We start from the raw sequence: 19,395 nt of genomic DNA, 5'->3' as shown, positions 1-19,395 counted from the left end.
GTTAATCGTTGATTATTTGGTATTACAACAGCATCATAATCACTTAATATTTCTTCGATTAGTTTCAGATAATTCGCGTTGCCAAAATTCTCTTGTTCCACCGTTAAAAATTTCTTGTTCGGGTCCACAACTTCCCAAGTAAACCCACGAGCGCCAGCATTAAATATGTGTGTTAGCAGCTGACTAATTGACCTCGTCCCTGTCACTGTGTCGTACTGCCGACCGTCCTGAATCGTGTAATAAATATGAGTAGCAGTAACACTTTTACTCACTGCTTTACCTTCTGCAGACGTGGTCATTTGTTTGATAATGAATTCTTGACCGTTGAAAATTACCGAGCTTTCGTAATCAACTAAATCAAACGCTGTACTATTTAAATCTGTTTTAGTTACATTGAAACTAACTTCCCAAGTTTCGTTCTCCTGCCAATTTTCAAAAAAAGAGTCCTTATCATATTCGACAAGGATCTCTCGTTTTGTTTTTTCGTAGTTTTGAATAATGATATCTATTCGAATCACCTACTTGTATAAGTAACGGAAATCCCAAAGCGATTTCACGTTAGCCACATTTTGTATTTCAATTTCATTGATGCCCGGTGCTAAAGTAATCAGTCCTAAATTCGTATCAATGCCACGATTTACACCGTTCAGTTTTGGATACACACGATCTAAAGTGACCGTTTGCCCTAAATTCGTTGAAAATTCAGGGTAGTAAATAAACCGATCACCTGTTGTTCTATTGAATATCGTGGCATTGCCTAACGACTCACCTTGAAGCGTGATGTTCAGTTCGTTTTCTCGTGGATCAATAGCAAAGTCTCCTGCGTTAAACACTTGAAAGCGACTAACATCAAACTCATATCCATAATCAGCAGACTCTAAATTTTGAGAGAACTGCCATTCGTCAGCTAAGTCGAATTCTGACAGTGTAGATGTTAGAGATTCGGAGCAAGCATTAGGAGCACTAAATGTCACTTCAATAGTTGAATAATCATTCTCTTCTTCGATCAATTCAAAATTAGTCGGATTTACTTTGAACCTTTTACCTGGGCTCAATTCATGCGTCACATAATATTGAGCTCCAGGGAAAACAATTTGATATAGTTCAGTCAAAATTAATTCTTTGTCATACTCATTCTTGTAGAAAATATCGAATGTAAGAACTAATTCAAAAGGACGAAAAGAAGCATTCATTTCCCTGCTCCCGTTCACCCCTTCAAAATCTTCGTAACTCACATCGTAGATCGGTGCTTGCCTTTTTATTTCTTTGCAGATAATTTTTCCGGTTTGTTGAGGATCAAATAGTCTGCCATTTTGATTGAAAAGCAACTTGTAAAACAACTTAGAAGCCACCTCCTGTGTAACCTAATTTACTTAAATCTCCGCCTAAAAATTCGTTAGCGGCCTTGCCAACAGCATCAGAAGTGATGCCTGAATCTTTTGATAAGATAGCTTTTAATATCCTCATTAGATCACTATGTTGTCGTTGTTGTTGTTTAATCAATGTTACTAACTCATCAGTATTATCAGTTGAACTCGATTGTGTGTTAGATTGTTTATTGTCTCCTGACATGAATGCCAAAGCTTGCCCCATCAACTCAATCGCTCTAGTTTTTCGAGTGAGCGGAATAACCATTTCAGGTTTGTTTCCTTCTCCAGCTCTATATAGACCATCTTTGTTGATAAGTCCGCCATTAGCGTACCAGTGATTTCTTTGCCAGAAAGCCAGTGCACCATTCGCACCGCCATATCGCTCATTAACATAATCACGCATCCATCGTAACTGTGTAATTGGGTTAGTTCGCCAATCTGAACCAGCAGAAGCTAGTTTGCTCGCTGGCAACGATTGTGGCAATCCGTATGCTCCACTAGATGGGTTAGTAGCGGAAGGATTCCAACTTGATTCGTGGTTAACGATGTAATTAATTGCACTATATTCAGATGGTTTAAAACCAGCTAATCTCATCCAATTTTCGTGACTCCCTGTAGGTTTTGGACTCTTTCTAGGAGAATTAGACCCTCCTGTAAAAATGTCCCCGGCACCTTTCGAACCAGAAATGTGCACGTGGTCAAAATGGTCGCCATCTGGCCACGTTGCCCAACCGTCATGGACTCCCGTTCCTGAAAATCCTATGCGGTCACGAACACGTCCATTAGTAATTACATAACCAACATCACGTGGAAATTTTTCAAACGCATAATTAGCAGCTGCTGTATATCTAGGACTGCCAACCGGATAACCAGAAATATCAATCGCCTGATGTTTTCCGTGATGATAAACATCTCCAGGGCGATAACCAGATGTCGGTATTAAACCCGGGAATTTAGCCATCACCTTTTTAGCTACTTCTACTAAATATGCGTAAACTCCATTGAAGTTTCCTTCGCCTTGGAAAATAGAGCCATCAAATTCACCTGTAGAGAAGTTCTCCTCTATCTCCTTTTGAACAAACGGATAGGCAGAACTGGTCATTAATTTAACGCCAGCTTTTGTCATATTCTTCCACGGTTCTAAAATGCTATTATAATCAACTCGTCCATCTACAAGCTTTTTAAAAGCTCCCTCATCATCAATCAAATCAAAGATATCAAAGTCATCCGTTCCATTGGCATAATGCGGAATATCGAAACCTTTCTTTAATTTCTTAGTAAGACTTGCATTCAGTACTTGCGCCCCTTTAGGAAGGTTGACCAATAGATCCTTTCCTTTGGCAATGAAACCACGGCCATCAGGCATCTGAACATACTCTTCATGAACAGGCCCTTTTTGATCATTGATCATTGCTAATCCGCCAGGGTGTCCGTCGGTTCCTTTGGCATATTGTGGAACAGTCCAGTTTCCTAATTTCTTGTCGGATTCAACCTCTTTTAGAACATAGTTAACACCACCAATGACACCATTAACACCTTTTCCAATTCCACCAACCATTTTATTGGCTACGCCGTTCATAGTTGTAGAAAGCGAACCGCCCATAGAGTTTAATCCATTAATTAGAGATTGCATCAAATAGCTTCCAGCGCTATTAAATCCTCCATTTTTTGAACGGAGGTTATTGATGGAGTCGTTGCCTAATTGATTTACTCGTGCAATAAACGAACCATAAAGCGAGTTCCAACCATTTAAGTTATTCTGCTGCCAAGTTCGCCCGTTGTTGTACATCGGTGTGTTGTAATTGCGTAATGTAACCATCGTTTGATTACAGAATGCGTTGATCACATTAATGAATGTTCCTGTTAAACTGTTCCAACCATTCATGAGATTGCGATTCCATGTAATACCCTGCAAGTAATTTGGGTTGTTCTGGTTTTTCAATTGAGTTAAATAATTAGAAATAAATATTGTTTCACTCTTTAAATATGTCGGAACAATCGAGTTCCAACCATTCATGAGATTAGTTAGCCACATTGATCCAATCGGAGCATATTGATCACCTTGTTTAATTAATTGCTCTGGTGTAAAAGCAGTTAAATCGACATTCCGTTGTGTTCCAGGTATGACTGATTTTTCGGTCATAGTTCCCACAGCGTCGGCACTAGTAGACATGGCATTAAACGTTAGAATCAGATTATTGATTGCCTGAATCAACTCATCAGTTTTTGTGTCGGGCGTAATTACTTCTCCAATACCTGCTGCATAGCGAGGTATTAACTTAGCCGTTTGAGATGCTTTTAATACTGAAGAGCCACGAGGTAAATTAAGTAACGTGTTACGCTCTTGTGGAACAAATGCATTTCCATTTGGAAGTTTGACTAATTCTTTATACTTAGATCCTGTTTGGTCATTGACTAATGCTAGGCCACCTTTGTGGTAATTAGTACCCTGAGCATAATTACCAGTAATCAGATTTCCTTTTTCACCCATCTTTTCCTTGATTTTGTCCCAGGTACTATCAAGGAACGCAGTGAATTTGAAACTAATCGTTTTGTCCTGTAACGCTGAAACTTCTCGATAAGATCCTAAAGCTTTTTCTGCATTCGGAGTCACATCATCTTTAGCGGTCATTTTCTTTTCTGGGATTTGAACGCCGTTATAAACACCTAATTTTGTTCTAGCTGTTTCTTCTTTATTTAATAAATCAGCATTATTTGCAGTTAAAACTTTTTGTTCTGGATGATGGTTCTTGTTGTATTCATCAATTTCATTCTTAGCTTTTTCAGTTTTAGTGACAATCTCGTAGTTATCACCATACATTTTTTTAAGCAATGGAAGTATTTGGTTGTACTGTTCTATGCTTATAGTCCCATCGTCTAGTTTTGTTTTTAGATCGACGTTATCCGCGAGCATGTGTTTTACATTGTCTGGAAGTTGTGTCCAAGCCGTGTATGATTCTGTAGAAGCAAATATTTTAGTAGTTAAATCTGTGTTGTCTGCTAACAGTTTCTTCTGATCTATAGGCAACATATTCCACTGTTTTATTTGATTTTCTGTGGTAAATAGCTTGTATATTGCATCAGTATTATCAATACCTAATGTTTTACGATCTAAAACGTATTGATTCCAAGCTCCCATCGCGTTAATCGTTTCATAGAGTTCAAGTTTTGCTTCGTCACCGTTCACTAAAAGCATTTTTTCAGTGAGCCAAAGTTCATCCCACTTGCCAGCTTCACCCATAGCGATAGCTACTTCTTCTTTTGCATTAGAAGTTAGCTTAGCTTCTTTAGCCATAAAGCTTAATTGGTTCCAGCCATCATCAGTCTTAGCTATATCTACTAATACATCAGTCATATTAGTTTTCACTTCGCCAGTTTTAGGGTCTAAACTTAATGCGTTCCACTGCATATCAGCTTCAGAAGTGCCTTTAGCAAACAAACTCAAATCTTTCGATGTATCTTTTACACTACTAGAAACTAAAGCTGTGACTTCTTTTACGTTATAACCGTATTTTTCCCATTTGTACCAAACAGCGTCCAAACTATTACCAGATTTTTCGCTCAGATTACCTAAAGCTGTTATCATTTCACTAGTTTGCTCTTTGTAATTCTTTTTTAGATTCTTTAAAAGAGTTTCACGTACATTAGCGCTCAAAGATTCATTGTTTTCAATTTCTTTACGTTGCTTATCGTAAGATTTTTTCTCTTTGTCTAATGCCTTTTCTAGTGATTTAATTCTTGAAGAAACTTCTTTATCGTTTAATTTTGATAAATCATCTTGATAAGATGTTTCAATTGCAAGACGTTGAGCTTTAGAAAAACCGGCCGCTTTTAACTGTTCACTAGATAGATTTGTATAAGATGTTTTAATAAACTTCACTTCTGAATCAGTTAGTTCACGATTATTGTCAGAAGCGTTTTGATAAATTGAATTGATTTTTTCAATTTGACTTTTAACTGTCTTAGAAGTCTCGTTATCAATTTTCTTTTGTACAGAGATAATCTGCTCATACCATTTTTTAGTTTCGTCATCTAATAAGCTTAGCTCGCTGATTTTTTCTCGGCGTTCTTGCTCTTTTTTTAGCGTTCCTTCGATAGCTTTTTGAATGCCTTTATTTGCTTCTTTGACTTTTTCGGCATTTGCATTTACACCGTCTCGGTACTCATTCATGTATTGAATGCCTTTTTCTCTGAGTTCACTAGATTTATCAATTACTTTATCTTGAGATTCAGTAACCTTAGTTCCCCATTTTGCACCAGATAGTTGATATTCATCATAAGCTTTTTTACCTGCATAAAGTGCAAGACCGATTGCTCCAATAGCCCCTACACCGATTGCTGCTGGAGCTGCCAATGAAGCAAATGCCATACCTAACGCACCTACTCCACTCGCGCCGGCTGCACTAGCTGATGCAGTGCCAACCGAAGTAACTGTCGTAGTGAATCCAGCTATTGCCTTTTTCTCAGCAGATTTAGCAGCAAGTTCTACTAAACTGCCCGTTAAATTTCCGACCGCTGTTTTCGTTTTACCAAATACAGCGATACCGCCGCCCAATAATTTCAAAGCGGGTCCCGCAGCTGCAGCAATACCTAACCATTTTATAATGCTTTGTTGTTGTCCCTTGCTTAACTCTGAGAATCCTTTAGCTAAGTCACCTAACCCTTTTACTAAAGGTTTGGCAGCTTCCAGTCCAGACCGTAAAGCATCTACGAAAGGTCCACCCAAATCAATAGCAGCATCGATAGCTTCGTTTTTAAGCATTTTTAATTTTGATTCAGTCGTTTCGTACCGCTTGTTAGCTTCGGCTGTTAATGCAGAATTCTCTTTCCAAGCTGAATTCCCCGACTTGATTGCATCGCCAAACACGCCACTAGCATTTGCTGCACGTAATAAGCTATCACGTAGACGAACTTCTTTGATGTCCATGTCATCTAACATTTTAATTGCTGATGTGCCTTGTTTTTCTGCACCGGCCAAACCTTGAATAAATTTCATAATTGTTTGGGACGGATCCTTTTTGAACATCTTTTCGAATTCTTTACTTGTTAGACCAGCTACATTCGCAAAATTGTCTAATGATCCAGCGGATTTATTAGCTTCTTTGTACATTTTCTTCAGTTCAGAAGAAGTGAAGCCCATTTGACCTGCTACTGATTTTAAGCTTTTGCCACCGTCACGAATTGAATTAACAACGGTTTCCCACGCTACACCTTGATCGGCTGCATGACCTTTTAGCTCATCAAATGCATTCCCGCCTTTTTCAACTGCTAACTGCATCTGAATCATGACTTTAGATATTGCAGAACCACCTGCCTCAGCTTCAACACCGACAGAACTTAAAGCTGTAGCGAATCCAAGTATTTCACCCTGACTCATTCCTACTTGTTTACCCGCACCTGCAATCCGCAAGGACATTTCAGTGATTTCAGATTCAGTCGTGGCATAGTTATTACCAAGTTCAACAATAGCCGATCCGAGTTTCCCGAAATCCTTTTGACTCATTTGAGTGATGTTAGCAAATCGTGCTAATGAAGTAGCAGCAGTTTCTGCAGACATATTAGTAGATTCGCCTAAATCGATCATAGTTTTCGTAAATGATTTTACATTCTCAGTTTTAATACCTAGCTGTCCAGCAGCTTCAGCTACACTGGCAATTTGTTGGTGACTGGCTGGTAATTGTTTCGCTAAATCTCTAAGCCCAGCCTCTAAATCTGAGTATGAATAAGTGACTGTACCATTAGAGTCAACAACTTCATCATTCGTTTTCTTTACACCTGCAAATGCAGATTCCCATGAAATAGCTGCTTTAGCTACTGCGACCGAACCAGCTGCAATCGGAGCCGTGACTCCTACAGTTAAGGCAGTTCCAGTGCTCGAAACCTTTTTCCCAAAAGATTCAATCTTTTGTCCAGACTTAATCCACTGTTCTGACTGTGTTTTCAACTTCCCAGTTATACCTTCAGTCTCGACTTTCAAACGAGCCATTTGCCCTGCTGCAGTCTTCATTTGAGACTCAAAACTAGCCGAGCGAGCTTGTGCCTGATTCAATTGATTTGCATATTTGACGGTGGAGGCTGTTGCATTGCCATTTTCGTCAAAGCTGTTTTTATAAGCCTCAGTTAATTTCTGTACTTGTTTTTCATTTGCTTGAAGTACACCGCCGAGGCCTTCATACTTAGCGTTTAATGCACCAATTGAGTTCCCTGAAGAGTTCATAATTTGCATTTGACTCTTCATTGCCTTCATTTGATGATTTACCGCATTTTTTGCTCCAGTCAATCCTTTAGAAAAGGCAGAACTGTCGAGGTCCAACTTGATAATCATATTACCAAGCGGTTTTCCATTTGCCATATTTTTCCTCCTTTCCTAAATTGATTTAACGAAGTCTTTAAGCGATACTTCTTTTTGTTTTTCTTTTTTCGGTTCTGCACAAACGATTTGGATTAATGCTTCAAAATCCGCTTCTTCTATATCCTCTAAAGTCCAACCATTTTCTATAAGTTGTCTGCAAAGATTAAAATAGTTTTCCTCAGCTTCTTCCGGACTTACTTTTTTTCATCTGACGAATTATCTTCTTCAATTCCTAAGATATCCATATAGACTTTATTTAACGCATTGAATAACTCTTCGCTTTCCAATCCATCTAAGATAGTGTCTTCAGTAATTTTTTTATCATTAAATACTTCTACGGCAAGTTCGATCAACGCATCTAATTGAGTTCCCATATCAGCGCCTTCTGCATACATTTTGCGGCTGCATTGAATGGCTTTTCGAACTGCGCGGCCTTTAATTTTTGTTTTTTCATGAACGATTTTTTCGCCTTTTGAATTTTCTAATTCCAGTCTTACTTTTGCCATCTATAATTTCCTCCTAAGATTTTCAAAATAAAAAGAGGACCTGTTACAGTCCTCGATTAATTTATTCAGTTGGTACTAATGCTAATAAATCTGCTTTAATCGTTTTGCCAGTAAAATCAATGTTATGTGCAGTTAACCAAGCTTTGATTTCATCTACTGTATTTGACTCAGTTGGCTTTACGTCACCTTCCGCATCAAAAGAGATAGACAGTGATGCAGGAGCTTGGGCTGCAGTTATTTTAAATGCTGGAATATCAACTTTTGCTGATTCAATTCCATTCACAACATGCACTGCTTTGTAGTCACCTTTGGCTACTTGAGTATCAGCAGCAATGCCTATAATAGTTAACGGGCTTACACCTTCCACTACTTTTGTTCCATCTTTTTTATAAATTTTAAATGTTTCTGCCATGATCATTCTCCTAACTTAGTGCGATTGTTGCCCCGTTCGCCGTTGGGGTAACTGTTCCAACGACAGGGCTAACTACTCCCCCGCTGGAAAAGTCATAGTACGCAACGCTGTGATAGCCGCTTCTTCCTTACCGACATATTTAGCAACGGTTTGTCCTTTTGCATCGCCTTCTGCATCATTAGCGATAGCAGAGAATACATACTCTTCTGCTTCAGGTTCGAATGCTTCGTTAGTAGTTGTATTCAAATTAATTGATTCTCGACTGAATTTACCTTTAAAGATAGTTAACATAGCTGTTTCACCGCTTAAATCAGCAGATTCCATTAATACTGCGCAATACGGAGGTTCATTATCTTCGCCTAAGAAGCTAATTTTATTTTCATTCGTTTTATATCCTAAAATTTTATCGTTCAAATCTTCTGGCAAATCTAACAATCCAAATGTCGCTGAAACATCTCCAGTGCCTTTTTGTGAAATGTAGTATGCAATATCTGAACCATAAACTTTCGTAGGTTCTTTTGATAGGCCGCTAATTTCAGCTGATACAGTGGCCCCTTTATCTTGTTTATCTTCAATAACAAATTGATTAGCTGTTGGAATTTTACCGTCCTTATCAAAAATTCCGATTGTCATTTTTTTAAATCCAACCATTGTCATATTTATTTCCTCCTAATTTTGACAACAAAAAAAGACACGAACTGTCGTGTCTTGATTTCTGTTATTTTGTTTTTTAATATTGTGTATCGTAAATTCGTGTATTTCCGTCGTATCGACGAGCATCTACGTACCGTTTTGTTTCGGCGAAATATTCATCTAGGCCTTGACCTGAAACTTGACCGAAACCTAGTTTGTTCATTTCTTTTTTAATTTCAAACTGAATTTGTTTGCAAGTCGCTCTGTATTTAGATTCGACATCAATCTGTACTAAATGCTCGATAGCAAGCTCTTTATCGCTACCATGATAAGCTTCGTTTGGAACATCCACAGGCCTAATTGTGATAAACGCGCCCGATTTATCAGCTGTTTCTGGTTGCTCATAAAACTTAATTCGATATTCTTCTGAATCGCTGTTATAAGTCATTTCGCGGATGTAGGCATTCGAAATTAACACCTCGTAAATAATCATTAATATGTCTTTCATAGGCTTTTCTTAACCTCCATTTCCACGGTAGACAAATAAACTGGTTCAGAATTTTTCAATGATTTCGTGATAACCCCGAACCCACGTGGCTTAATCTGACGTCCGTTTCTTGTATAGCCCCATTCGTTTAAATGGATTAATCGATAACGTTGATGAGGCCCATTCCATCCTATCTCAGCCTCAGCTTTGTAGTTTTTGTACGTTGCGTTTTTACGGACAACTTCATCAATCGTGTAGCCAGTATCTTTGAAAACGAGCATGTCAGATTGTAGTCGTTTCTCGACTTTTTCAGCACCGGAATTGATAGCTTTTCGAGCTATTGACCTGACTTTCTTATCACCAAGACGATTTTCCATCGCTCGTAAGGTCTCATTGACGCCTTTAAAATCACCATTATTCATCGCCATACACCGCTAATAAAATCGTGATGAATCGGTTGTCAGTGAAATCATTTCGAACGTCAACGATATTCCAACGAATACCTGAATATCTCCTATCCATAACCTCTACATAATGCTTGTTTGAAACAATGTAGCCAGTTTGCGGATCTCTAATCGTGAGAGTTACTGCTTGTTTAGTCGTTTTTGAGTTCAAAATTTCCAAGTCTTTCATTGAGGGGTTATAGATCTCAGCGAAACAATTAAAAATAATTTGCTTCTCTTGCTCGCCTGGCTCAGGGCCTTTACGAGGTCGATATTGAAAAAATTCAACAGGTGTTCTCATAGCGCCGTTATTGACTTTGGGTTTCTGATATTCAAAAGTTGGTTTCGTCATCTTCAATCATCCCCTTCGTCATAATGTGACAAAGAAACAGCCATCAACTCAGATTGGAAATTCTCATTGAAAAATTCTAACGAATCATTGTAGACATATCGGCTGCGTTCAATCACGAGTTCGCGAATTTCAGGATTTGAAACATTGTCAGTCCCACACCATCGCTTAACAGCTACTTTTGAACTTTCCAAAATATTTTTTAAGTTGTCATCGTCAGCAGCATGAAAGATTCGCATCCGCGATTTGAAATCTTCTAGCAATTTCTCATCCAATAGAAACACCCCTTTCTATTGCAGCGCAATTGTTGCTCCGTCACTTGTCGGTTCAACATTAATAACTGCGGGGGACTCTATTTTCCCTCGGATACTTTTAATCCCCACACTGCAGCAGCCTTATCATCTTTAGCCTTGCCGTACGCAAATTGTTTAGCAGTATATAAATCTAAATCTTCGATAGCTAATGTTTGATCGTATTTACGTAAAGTAATGCCCCCGCCAATATATGCATCGTAGCGGCCGTTTACGAACGTTAAAACTTTTTCAGTTGCTTGCGCTAATGATTCAACAATTTTCAAATTGTAAGGTAACGCAGTTACATATACTCCTTGCGCATTTAATGAAGTATATTGACGTTTGACATCCCAAGAATCACTAGGATTAACTACCATGACAACTTTTCCATCTACAGCAACCGCGTGACCTTTTTCGTCAGTTGAATGATGTTTGTAAACATTCGTTAGTTCTTTAACAGTCGTTGCTGAATCTGCAAACGTTAAATCGCCCATTGAAGTTTTTTCTGGATAAACACCACCAGTAATGGCTACACCTTCTTGAACTTGACGATTTAAACCAATTGGCTTGTCATTTCCATCTCCTGATAAAAAAGCAGCCTCTAAAGCCACTGCAAAAGCTTCATCAATTTGAGTAGCCACAAATGATTCAATCCAAGCTGGTCCGAAGTCTTTCAAATCCTTAGGAACAACTACAAACGCCGTCAATTTGCTTTGAATTGCTTCTTCTTCGCTGAACGCTGCATCTAACTGACCTTTGATCTCGCCGAAGATTTTTCCCCATACAGCAACACCACTTGTTTCAGATTTCAAGAATTTCAATCGTAGCCCTGCGTTTACTAAACCGATTTCAGCTAATAGTGGATGGGCAGTAGTTAAGTTCTCAAAGATTCGATCAATGGTTTCTTGCGGCAACAATTTTTCTTCTTTATAACCGACGTCCGTGCTGATAGCATTAAAAAATTTACGCTCACGAGCAGATAGTTTCGCATCTGCCGGATTTTCAGCAATTAATCCTTCTGCCTCAGCACGCGCTTGTTTTTTTGCTTCGTTCAGCAATTCATCGAGCATTGCACCGTAAAGTTCATTTTGTTTTTCAGCTGGCTCGTTATTATTAACAGCAGCTAAAAAGTTGTCACGAATTGTTTTGAATTCGTTTGATAGTTTCATAGTCATTCAGTATGACCTCCTTATTTTTTTGTATTAAAAAAAGAACCGTTTCAAACCAGCATTTTCTGGTTCAATCGATTCTTGTTTTTTAGTATTTAGTTTTTCTGCTACTTTATTTGCCAATTCATCTAAATCAAACTGTGGTTTTAACTTTTCTGCCAATTTTGAAATCGCGTCTGGCGGAATAACCGGCGAGACACTTGCGACTAGTAAAGGTGCTTCATTGTTTTCAAACATGACTTTATCAGCAAAACCGTTTTCTACTGCTTGTTCAGCGGTAAGCCACGTTTCATGATTCATCAATTCCAGCAATTCAGCTTCTTCAATGCCCGTTTTTGCAATATAAGCATTCGCGATTGATGAGTTATAATTTTTCAATACTTCTGCTTCGTGAGCTAACGTTCGATGATCGCCAGCAGCAGCGCTTGAAACATTGTGAATCATAATTTGAGCAGTCGGGCTGATTTCAATTGTGTTTCCAGCCATTGCAATCACGCTTGCGGCGCTTGCAGCAATACCTACGATTTTCACAGTCACGTCACCTTGATAAGCTCGTAAAGCTGTATAAATCTCACTACCTGCATATACGTCACCACCTCCCGAATTAATCACGACCTCTAGTGGTTCGTTGTTCTCAGGCAATAAAATATCTTTCGGTGCTGTGCTATCCATTTCGAACAAATCGTAGATCCATTTTTGATTGTTCGAAATAATCGTTCCTTTAATTTCCAGTTTCGTCATCTACTTCCTCCCCTCCTTTCGCTGCCTTCTCATAGTTTTTGGTGATGTAAAACTCGTCACCACCATCAATACTTTCATAATCGACTTCTTTTCGAATCTCATTTCGATTGAATCCGCCACTTGAAATTAATTTATCTACCGCATCAGCCAGATCGAAAATATCTTTTTTATCCACGCCTACAACTTTGATTTCCGTCCCATTAACAAATTCGGTTTTATCAATGATTTTTGCGTTTAACTCATCTTCAATTTTTTTATTCAATGACTTCAAACAATATTTATTCAGTACTGTTTGCGCACTTTCTAAATCTGCTAATTCACCATGCAAGATTGTAGAAGGGATCCCTAAAATATCAGCGACTTCATCCACGAACTGTCGTTTTAGTTTTTTCAGTTCATCAATCGACTGATTCGTTTCTCCTACAGTATTTGTGAGTTCGTTATACTCAAGCCCAGCTTGCAAAGGTACAACAGCAATGGATTCCTTGTTAAACTTCTCGTACACCTTATCAATGTATGTTTGTGCTTTTTTCTGCAGTTTGTCATCAAAACCTCGCCCATCTTTGCCCGTTACCGTTGCTCGGATTTGATGGTTTCTCATCGCCACTTCGACCATGCGGTTGTAGAGAGAGGCATAATCGTCGTATAACCCTCTTACGTATCGGCTCAAATCGTTGTTATTATATTGAAGAAAAATAACTTCACTCATCGAAAACTTCCGCTTGAACTCGTAGCCTTTTAGCCAGACGCTTTCAAAAACATCGTCATACAGCGCATATTCCTTTCTAACGTAGCTTTCTGCAATTAGTAACTGATCATCATCAGAAAGGACTATCAACACCTCGTTTTCAGTGATTAATTTATAAACGACTTGTTGCCAAAAAGACGATGCCGATTGGTCCAAATTCGGGCGAACGTTAAACAAGTATGTCCATTCGTTCGTGATTGGTTGGCCGTTTTTTCGTATTCGAAACTCTGACCTGCCAAATACCCTAGCTAGAAATTCAGCACACGTGTCTATCGCTAGATGTTTCAAATACAGCGTGTGGTATTCGTCTACTAGATTTCCAAAGTCGTAACTTAATTCAATCTCTGAATTTTTTTTGAAAATATCAAAAAACGATTGAAATACTCCCAATATTTACACACCTCCCTTCGCTGCTTTAAAAATCCCAATCTTCCATCATGTCAAAAAAGCCTTCTAAATCAACATCTTGAATTTCTTCTCGTTTATATAAAGCCGCTAAGAAGGCATGAAAACCATCTGTCTTTCTACGGACTGGTTCTTTTTTCAAGAATGTTTTATTTCCTGATTTATCTACTTTTGCATAGCTGTTATTTGTGTACCATCGCATCGATGGATCATCGCCAAAAATAAATTTTTCGTTCGCAAAACCATCTTCAATAATTGGTGCCACTTTCGATTGCACGCCACGAATATTTCGAATGAATTCATAGTTATACCCTTCTTTTTCAAGTAACGGTTGTAGCAAATCCATTCGATAACCATCTGCACAAACCATCTCTATTTGATACAACTCACGTTTTTCATTCAACCAATCAATTAATAGTTGCGGAGATATGGACGGTGCATCCACAATTGTGAAAATTCCTTTGTCTGCCCATTCTTTAATCGGTGCTTTGATTTTGAACGCATCTAGAAATTCTTTTCTAGCAAAACTATGTTGCAACCAGATGAATTTTTCATCGTGTTTAAATAGCAGACCCACACTAGCAAAATCTCGGATTTCGGCATAGTCAAAACCAGCAACACATGATTTTCCTTTCAAATCGCCAATCGGTTGATCAGTTGCCATTAATTTATCATGTGTAGTGATATCCGTTTCCATGTCGCCTTCTGTAAAATTCATCCGTTTTACAACGAATTCACGGCGACCAGAGGGTTCTTCTTCTAATTTCAAGTATTCATCCATAACTGTTGAATACAGGCGTTTTGCGTAGGATGATTCTTCTTCAAACATCGGATTCGCTTTCGACCACAATTCTGGCTTGTCCATTTCTTCGATCGTGTCCAGTTTGCATATAAACGGGAATAAACGATCATTCTTGTTTTCACCAGTAAATATTTTTTGTGCTCGTTCTAATGTTCGGTCATAAAAACCTTCTCGAACATGCCCGTTTGTACCGTTGTAAAATGTGCGTGGATGTTTGATTTTCCCTAATCCACTTCGCTGGATATCAACAATATCCGAGTTTTCAAACATATGGATTTCATCAAATTCAAGACATCCATCACGGGCACTATCCATGGTTTTAGGATTATTCGTCCGATAACTAAAGATAGAATTCGTAACTCGGTTCGTGATTGCCATTTTTGTCAGGTAAAATTGCTGTTCTAAACGTTTCGCCTGAACAGTTTCATAGACTTCTTTAAAACTAACTTTCCCTTGTTTTTCCGAATTGGCAGTAATAGTCACATCGTAATTTCGCACACCATAGAGCGGGGAAATAAAGAACGAATCTCGTGCAGACATGAAACCATTCTTGCCACCCCCGCGCGCGATAGAGTTCAAAATTTCATTAAAAAACACCTCGTCATCTTCTTTTTTGTAAAGAAAAATGAAAGGTGTAATAAATTTCTGATATTTAGCTAACGGAAAAAAATTTTTCTCGGCATAACGAATAAATTTGTGAATCATCTCATCGTCAAAATACAAATCATCTCTCGGAAGGACTTCCTTTTTGAGATACTCGACAAGCTGGATACGCTCTTTGTTAAACGGAATTTTCCCCCGTTCATACAAATCCACATACTCATCAAAAAAGTAAGGTTGTAGCAACGTCATATGAGATCACTACCATCCAAAGCTGCAGTGGTAACAGTTTCTCGTTTTTCTTCTGGCAAATAGTCAGTTAACTGCTTGACAATCCGCTGATACGATTGATCTCGTGCATTATATTGTTTAGCAACTGGCCGCTCCCTTTCGTAAGGAATCTGATTTTCTGACTGTGAGAATAATTCATAATCTCCTTTTTCAGAAATATCAATCCACATTTCATCTAACAAAATTTTTAATCTAGCTGCTTGAGTTACTAATCCAGAAACGACTTTTTTCTTGTCATCTGCAAGATCGTAAAATAAGTCATTCAATCGTTTTTCCTCAGCGGCTACCTTTTCATTTCTGATTTTTAAATCCGCCATCCAATCACTTCCTTTCTTCTGGGGAGGGGGTTATACGCGTATCATCAATAGATCTGTGGAGTTGACCCATCCACCGGTTCCCCGCATCGTTCAAAACAGCAAATTATTTTAGGTGGGGGGTTACTTCATGATAGTCAATTATAACTTCTACTCTATGTTCTGTTATATATGGTAATCCTTGCCTGAAATCACCATCACTTGTTCTTGTGACAGTAATATTATCTAATGCTTTTAAATCGATATTAAACAACTCTAGTAGTTCTTGTGTTGTTACTGTTTCTATTTTCGATTTATCTACCATTTCTCATCATTCCATTTCTTTTCTTTTTGTTTTCCTCTATAGTTAAAACGATGATGCCCCAAGCAAGAATAGTTGAACAAGCGATTAAGGAATACCTAGAGAAGATGAAGTAATCTTCTCTTTTTTATGGACTTTAACGTGCCAATTCTCTACCACCACTCGTCGTCCCATTTCTTCTCTTTCTTGCTGGAACGATAATTAAATCTTTCATGTCGGCGATTGTGGCAGTCCTTACAAAACCCTTAGATTATCTATATCAGTTGCGAGTTCAGGATAATGTTCTAACTCTTTAATGTGATCGACCTCTAAGATAGTATCGCTAATACTAACTACCTTGCCTTCGTCCTTGCACCACTGACATTCATAGTGATCTCGCTCTAATACCTTTTGCCTTAGCTTACGCCACGTTGATGATCCGTAAAAGTTCGCACGATCCTGCCTCGTCGATACTTCAATCATCTATTTCATCTTTCAATAAGTTAAAGCTTCCGCGCTCTCCTTCTTCATCGATGTATACTTCTATCCTCTTGGCGTCTATATCAGTACCTTCGACATACTCAAGAATAGCCATTAACTTAGTTGGTTTATCCGCTTCGCATGTATGCCAGTGCATATATGCATCGACTAATCCGTTGGGCATCTCGTCCACCCTCTCACCTCGATACAAGACTTCAGGGACCGAATCAGTATCCTTCAGTTTGATTTCTAGTAGGTTAGGTTTGGTGTTCTTAGTTACCGTCTCGTATAACGTTTGCCCATCATGTGTTATCTTCATGTACCCATCGTTAGCCTCTACTTCTTTAATAGATACTTCGAACACAGTTCCTATTCTTTCTCTTGTTATCGGGTGTTCTCTTTCCGCATGAACTATAAACACCTTGCTTCTTTCATCTAAGTAATCGAAATCAACTTCTTCAATATAACCTTCTATATCTTTATGAGGCGTTTTGATAAGCACCTTCGGATAATTAAAGTCTCGTTCGTCAATGAAAGGTTCATCTTTCCTATTCCAAAACATTATCTCAACCACCTCTTCATGTTCTCTTGAATATGTTCGTCCTTATATGAACCAATACCAATGAACACTAACTTGCATACATCTATTTCCCACACAGTTGCTTCGTCAGTTAGTTCAACGATCGTATATCTTTTGGCAATCTGCACTGACATGGATCGTCGTGGATGCTTGCCGCTTAATGAAATGTACCAGTAGTTTCTCAATTGGATCAGTCCTTTCTTCGATGTATCTTTCTTCCGTATCGCCTAATGACTTCATTGTTTTCTTTACGTTTATATGTATTACTCTTTATTGGCTTTCGAATAGTAAAATATGGAACAGTATTAGACCCAGCGTATATGTTAGTCACCTCATACCTTTGTTCTAAATATTGCGGTCGATACATTCAAACCACTCCTTGTACAAATTAAAAAGACCGCCTAAGCGATCTCGATTATGTATTATCACCGATTAAAAACCAGTAAACTATCGGTCACCTCGTCAGGCGTTTTTCTTTTTCGAGTCAGACCTCTAACACGGATCCTTGAGTTATATTCTGAAACGACACGCCACCCGCGTAAGGCGACAGTGATTGGCTGTATTACGACCAAGGCGTATTGGCATTGTTAAGAGGCTCCCTTGGTTTTGTATTGGACAGACAGGGTTACCGATTCTATCCAAGCCATCGTGGAATTAGTCTATCGCTAACTCCGACCATCTAACCAAATATGTATTAAGCAACCTACACGACCTTTATACGTCCATTCCTCCACCTATTTCCTCGGTTGCTATTTGCGGGCGCTTATGTCCCAATGTTAAACACAGGATCAGACTAGCCCCTGACCGTGGCCTACTCATTGAACTGTAGATATTTTCTGGTCTAAAATCTACAGACCGCGTACAAAGCCAGCGTATGGCAACTTACCGTGTTCCTAGCAAGTCCAACTTAATGTTACTCCCCTAACCTACAACTGAGAGCGTCTCACGTCTGAGATAGTATTCTATGCCTTTTAACTGAGTCCCAGCACGCTGGTAAATGCAGCCAATCAATCGGCATCCGATAAGATTGATTGTTTCCGTAGGTTCTTTATTGACGTGATGAGGAGTCGAACCTCACGTTATCCTTTTCGCCGCCGTAATGCGACTACACGTCCACCGGAGGAGCTACCTCCTAACATATGCTTTCGGGTCAGATACTTAGCGTTGGCCAGTCTACTAAGTCCTCCCTAAGCCACTGGCAAGGATTCGAACCTTGCACAAAACAGGATAGGCGTGCTTCCCGACGCCTCGTTTTATGGTTAGCTGCACATGCGCTTCACATGTTTGCGGCGGAAGTCTTTGCCCGCAAACCTCTCCTTGTTTCTGATTAGCGTTACCCTTTCCGCCACAGTGACATAAAGACGGCACATCCTGTTGAGTAGAAATCATTATTCGTGCCGTCAAGTAAATAATCCGTTCCGCTAATTCGGTTGTTAGTTAAGTGTAGTCGAAACTATGACAGTAGTTTTAGTTGGTCGAATTGCGGAGCGAATTAATTACATTACTTCATGCTACTATTATATAACCTTTATTGTTGCAATGTGGTGCATGATTAGTGCATGGACTTACCAATAATTCAGCATATCTACACCAAATAGAATAACTGACAGGTCTTGAATAGCTTCTTTGCAGTTTCGATTGATCGTTGTTCTGTCTTTGTCAAAATAATCTGCTATCTGCTGATCCGACTCGCGTTTATCATTAATATACTTCCGCATAATAATCTGGTAATGTCTTCTCTCCTCTGCCGAATCGGAGTTTTTGCAGACCTTTTCGTATATTTCTAAAGCATAATCCACATGATTCATTAGCTTCACAGTCTTTGCTTTATTTTCCATGAGGATGCTCAGGTCTAAGCGTCTATGATCCCAAAAGGTATCTTGGTCAGCTTCTAGTTGCTCTTTCACACTATCAGTATGACCTTTAAGCTTGTGGTAATATCGGAGCAATAGTGCAGTATTATGTTCAGCATATTTTTTAAATTGTTTGCGTTCTTCTTCTCGATCCTTTCGAATTGAAAATACAATACGCTCTGCTAATTCATCTAATTGTTTTTCAGATAATTCATTAATTCTCGTCTCCAATAATTCGCCCTCCGATATTTAGTTAATTATTTGCCGAAATATAGCCACCATTTAGC

The 19,395-nt window shown here is 38.7% G+C and carries 18 protein-coding genes and 1 pseudogene; all 19 read right to left on the bottom strand.

Features of this window, described 5'->3' with window-relative positions:
* The coding region (locus RV04_RS12205) for a phage tail protein (RefSeq protein ID WP_211271200.1) at window positions 1-509 on the bottom strand (509 nt) is incomplete at its 3' end.
* Window positions 510-518: 9 nt separating this feature from the next.
* Entirely contained in the window at window positions 519-1,340 is an 822-nt protein-coding gene (locus RV04_RS12200; RefSeq protein ID WP_071858744.1) for a phage tail domain-containing protein, read from the bottom strand.
* Between the two features lies 1 nt (window position 1,341).
* Window positions 1,342-7,722, bottom strand: a complete 6,381-nt coding sequence (locus RV04_RS12195) for a phage tail tape measure protein (RefSeq protein ID WP_071858743.1) — start codon at window positions 7,720-7,722, stop codon at window positions 1,342-1,344.
* A 194-nt stretch (window positions 7,723-7,916) separates the two neighbouring features.
* On the bottom strand, window positions 7,917-8,228 hold the full coding sequence (gpG, locus tag RV04_RS12190) for a phage tail assembly chaperone G (protein ID WP_071858742.1): 312 nt from the start codon (window positions 8,226-8,228) through the stop codon (window positions 7,917-7,919).
* Between the two features lie 61 nt (window positions 8,229-8,289).
* On the bottom strand, window positions 8,290-8,640 hold the full coding sequence (locus RV04_RS12185) for a hypothetical protein (RefSeq protein WP_071858741.1): 351 nt from the start codon (window positions 8,638-8,640) through the stop codon (window positions 8,290-8,292).
* A 72-nt stretch (window positions 8,641-8,712) separates the two neighbouring features.
* Complete coding sequence (locus tag RV04_RS12180; protein WP_071858740.1) at window positions 8,713-9,297, bottom strand: major tail protein; 585 nt, start codon at window positions 9,295-9,297, stop codon at window positions 8,713-8,715.
* A 73-nt stretch (window positions 9,298-9,370) separates the two neighbouring features.
* Window positions 9,371-9,781 (bottom strand): hypothetical protein, encoded by a 411-nt coding sequence (locus RV04_RS12175; protein WP_071858739.1) that lies wholly within the window; start codon window positions 9,779-9,781, stop codon window positions 9,371-9,373.
* Window positions 9,778-10,182 carry a hypothetical protein gene (locus RV04_RS12170; protein ID WP_071858738.1) on the bottom strand — a complete coding sequence of 135 codons (405 nt, stop codon included), beginning with the start codon at window positions 10,180-10,182 and terminating at the stop codon, window positions 9,778-9,780. Before RV04_RS12170 ends, RV04_RS12175 begins: the two co-directional genes overlap by 4 nt.
* Window positions 10,175-10,555 carry a phage head-tail adapter protein gene (locus RV04_RS12165; protein WP_071858737.1) on the bottom strand — a complete coding sequence of 127 codons (381 nt, stop codon included), beginning with the start codon at window positions 10,553-10,555 and terminating at the stop codon, window positions 10,175-10,177. Before RV04_RS12165 ends, RV04_RS12170 begins: the two co-directional genes overlap by 8 nt.
* 2 nt (window positions 10,556-10,557) lie before the next feature.
* Window positions 10,558-10,836: a head-tail connector protein gene (locus RV04_RS12160; RefSeq protein WP_342741680.1), complete on the bottom strand. Its 279-nt coding sequence runs from the start codon at window positions 10,834-10,836 to the stop codon at window positions 10,558-10,560.
* Between the two features lie 68 nt (window positions 10,837-10,904).
* A complete protein-coding gene (locus RV04_RS12155) occupies window positions 10,905-12,020 on the bottom strand; it encodes a phage major capsid protein (RefSeq protein ID WP_071858736.1) in 1,116 nt (371 codons plus the stop codon).
* 27 nt (window positions 12,021-12,047) lie between these two features.
* A complete protein-coding gene (locus RV04_RS12150; protein ID WP_071858735.1) occupies window positions 12,048-12,755 on the bottom strand; it encodes a head maturation protease, ClpP-related in 708 nt (235 codons plus the stop codon).
* On the bottom strand, window positions 12,736-13,893 hold the full coding sequence (locus tag RV04_RS12145; protein WP_071858734.1) for a phage portal protein: 1,158 nt from the start codon (window positions 13,891-13,893) through the stop codon (window positions 12,736-12,738). Before RV04_RS12145 ends, RV04_RS12150 begins: the two co-directional genes overlap by 20 nt.
* A 25-nt stretch (window positions 13,894-13,918) precedes the next feature.
* Window positions 13,919-15,562: a terminase TerL endonuclease subunit gene (locus tag RV04_RS12140; protein ID WP_071858733.1), complete on the bottom strand. Its 1,644-nt coding sequence runs from the start codon at window positions 15,560-15,562 to the stop codon at window positions 13,919-13,921.
* Window positions 15,559-15,918 (bottom strand): hypothetical protein, encoded by a 360-nt coding sequence (locus tag RV04_RS12135; RefSeq protein WP_071858732.1) that lies wholly within the window; start codon window positions 15,916-15,918, stop codon window positions 15,559-15,561. The genes RV04_RS12140 and RV04_RS12135 overlap by 4 nt, the downstream gene beginning before the upstream one ends.
* A gap of 103 nt (window positions 15,919-16,021) precedes the next feature.
* Window positions 16,022-16,219 carry a hypothetical protein gene (locus RV04_RS13300; RefSeq protein WP_071858731.1) on the bottom strand — a complete coding sequence of 66 codons (198 nt, stop codon included), beginning with the start codon at window positions 16,217-16,219 and terminating at the stop codon, window positions 16,022-16,024.
* A 149-nt stretch (window positions 16,220-16,368) separates the two neighbouring features.
* A pseudogene (locus RV04_RS12125) lies at window positions 16,369-16,678 on the bottom strand (HNH endonuclease).
* Window positions 16,671-17,237, bottom strand: a complete 567-nt coding sequence (locus RV04_RS12120; RefSeq protein WP_071858729.1) for a hypothetical protein — start codon at window positions 17,235-17,237, stop codon at window positions 16,671-16,673. Before RV04_RS12120 ends, RV04_RS12125 begins: the two are co-directional and overlap by 8 nt.
* Before the next feature lie 1,583 nt (window positions 17,238-18,820).
* Entirely contained in the window at window positions 18,821-19,339 is a 519-nt protein-coding gene (locus RV04_RS12105) for a hypothetical protein (protein ID WP_071858726.1), read from the bottom strand.
* Window positions 19,340-19,395: the final 56 nt, after the last annotated feature.

This window comes from Enterococcus hermanniensis, assembly GCF_001885945.1.
Lineage (GTDB): Bacteria > Bacillota > Bacilli > Lactobacillales > Enterococcaceae > Enterococcus_A > Enterococcus_A hermanniensis.
Note: the sequence above shows the minus strand (reverse complement) of the source record. Positions and strands in the feature narration are given on the sequence as shown.

Bases quoted from the DNA above. Each gene is read 5' to 3' on its own strand.
- RV04_RS12195 (WP_071858743.1), bottom strand. From the start codon at position 7,722: ATGGCAAATGGAAAACCGCTTGGTAATATGATTATCAAGTTGGACCTC.
- gpG (WP_071858742.1), bottom strand. From the start codon at position 8,228: ATGGCAAAAGTAAGACTGGAATTAGAAAATTCAAAAGGCGAAAAAATC.
- RV04_RS12185 (WP_071858741.1), bottom strand. From the start codon at position 8,640: ATGGCAGAAACATTTAAAATTTATAAAAAAGATGGAACAAAAGTAGTG.
- RV04_RS12180 (WP_071858740.1), bottom strand. From the start codon at position 9,297: ATGACAATGGTTGGATTTAAAAAAATGACAATCGGAATTTTTGATAAG.
- RV04_RS12175 (WP_071858739.1), bottom strand. From the start codon at position 9,781: ATGAAAGACATATTAATGATTATTTACGAGGTGTTAATTTCGAATGCC.
- RV04_RS12170 (WP_071858738.1), bottom strand. From the start codon at position 10,182: ATGAATAATGGTGATTTTAAAGGCGTCAATGAGACCTTACGAGCGATG.
- RV04_RS12165 (WP_071858737.1), bottom strand. From the start codon at position 10,555: ATGACGAAACCAACTTTTGAATATCAGAAACCCAAAGTCAATAACGGC.
- RV04_RS12155 (WP_071858736.1), bottom strand. From the start codon at position 12,020: ATGACTATGAAACTATCAAACGAATTCAAAACAATTCGTGACAACTTT.
- RV04_RS12150 (WP_071858735.1), bottom strand. From the start codon at position 12,755: ATGACGAAACTGGAAATTAAAGGAACGATTATTTCGAACAATCAAAAA.
- RV04_RS12140 (WP_071858733.1), bottom strand. From the start codon at position 15,562: ATGACGTTGCTACAACCTTACTTTTTTGATGAGTATGTGGATTTGTAT.
- RV04_RS12135 (WP_071858732.1), bottom strand. From the start codon at position 15,918: ATGGCGGATTTAAAAATCAGAAATGAAAAGGTAGCCGCTGAGGAAAAA.
- RV04_RS13300 (WP_071858731.1), bottom strand. From the start codon at position 16,219: ATGGTAGATAAATCGAAAATAGAAACAGTAACAACACAAGAACTACTA.
- RV04_RS12120 (WP_071858729.1), bottom strand. From the start codon at position 17,237: ATGTTTTGGAATAGGAAAGATGAACCTTTCATTGACGAACGAGACTTT.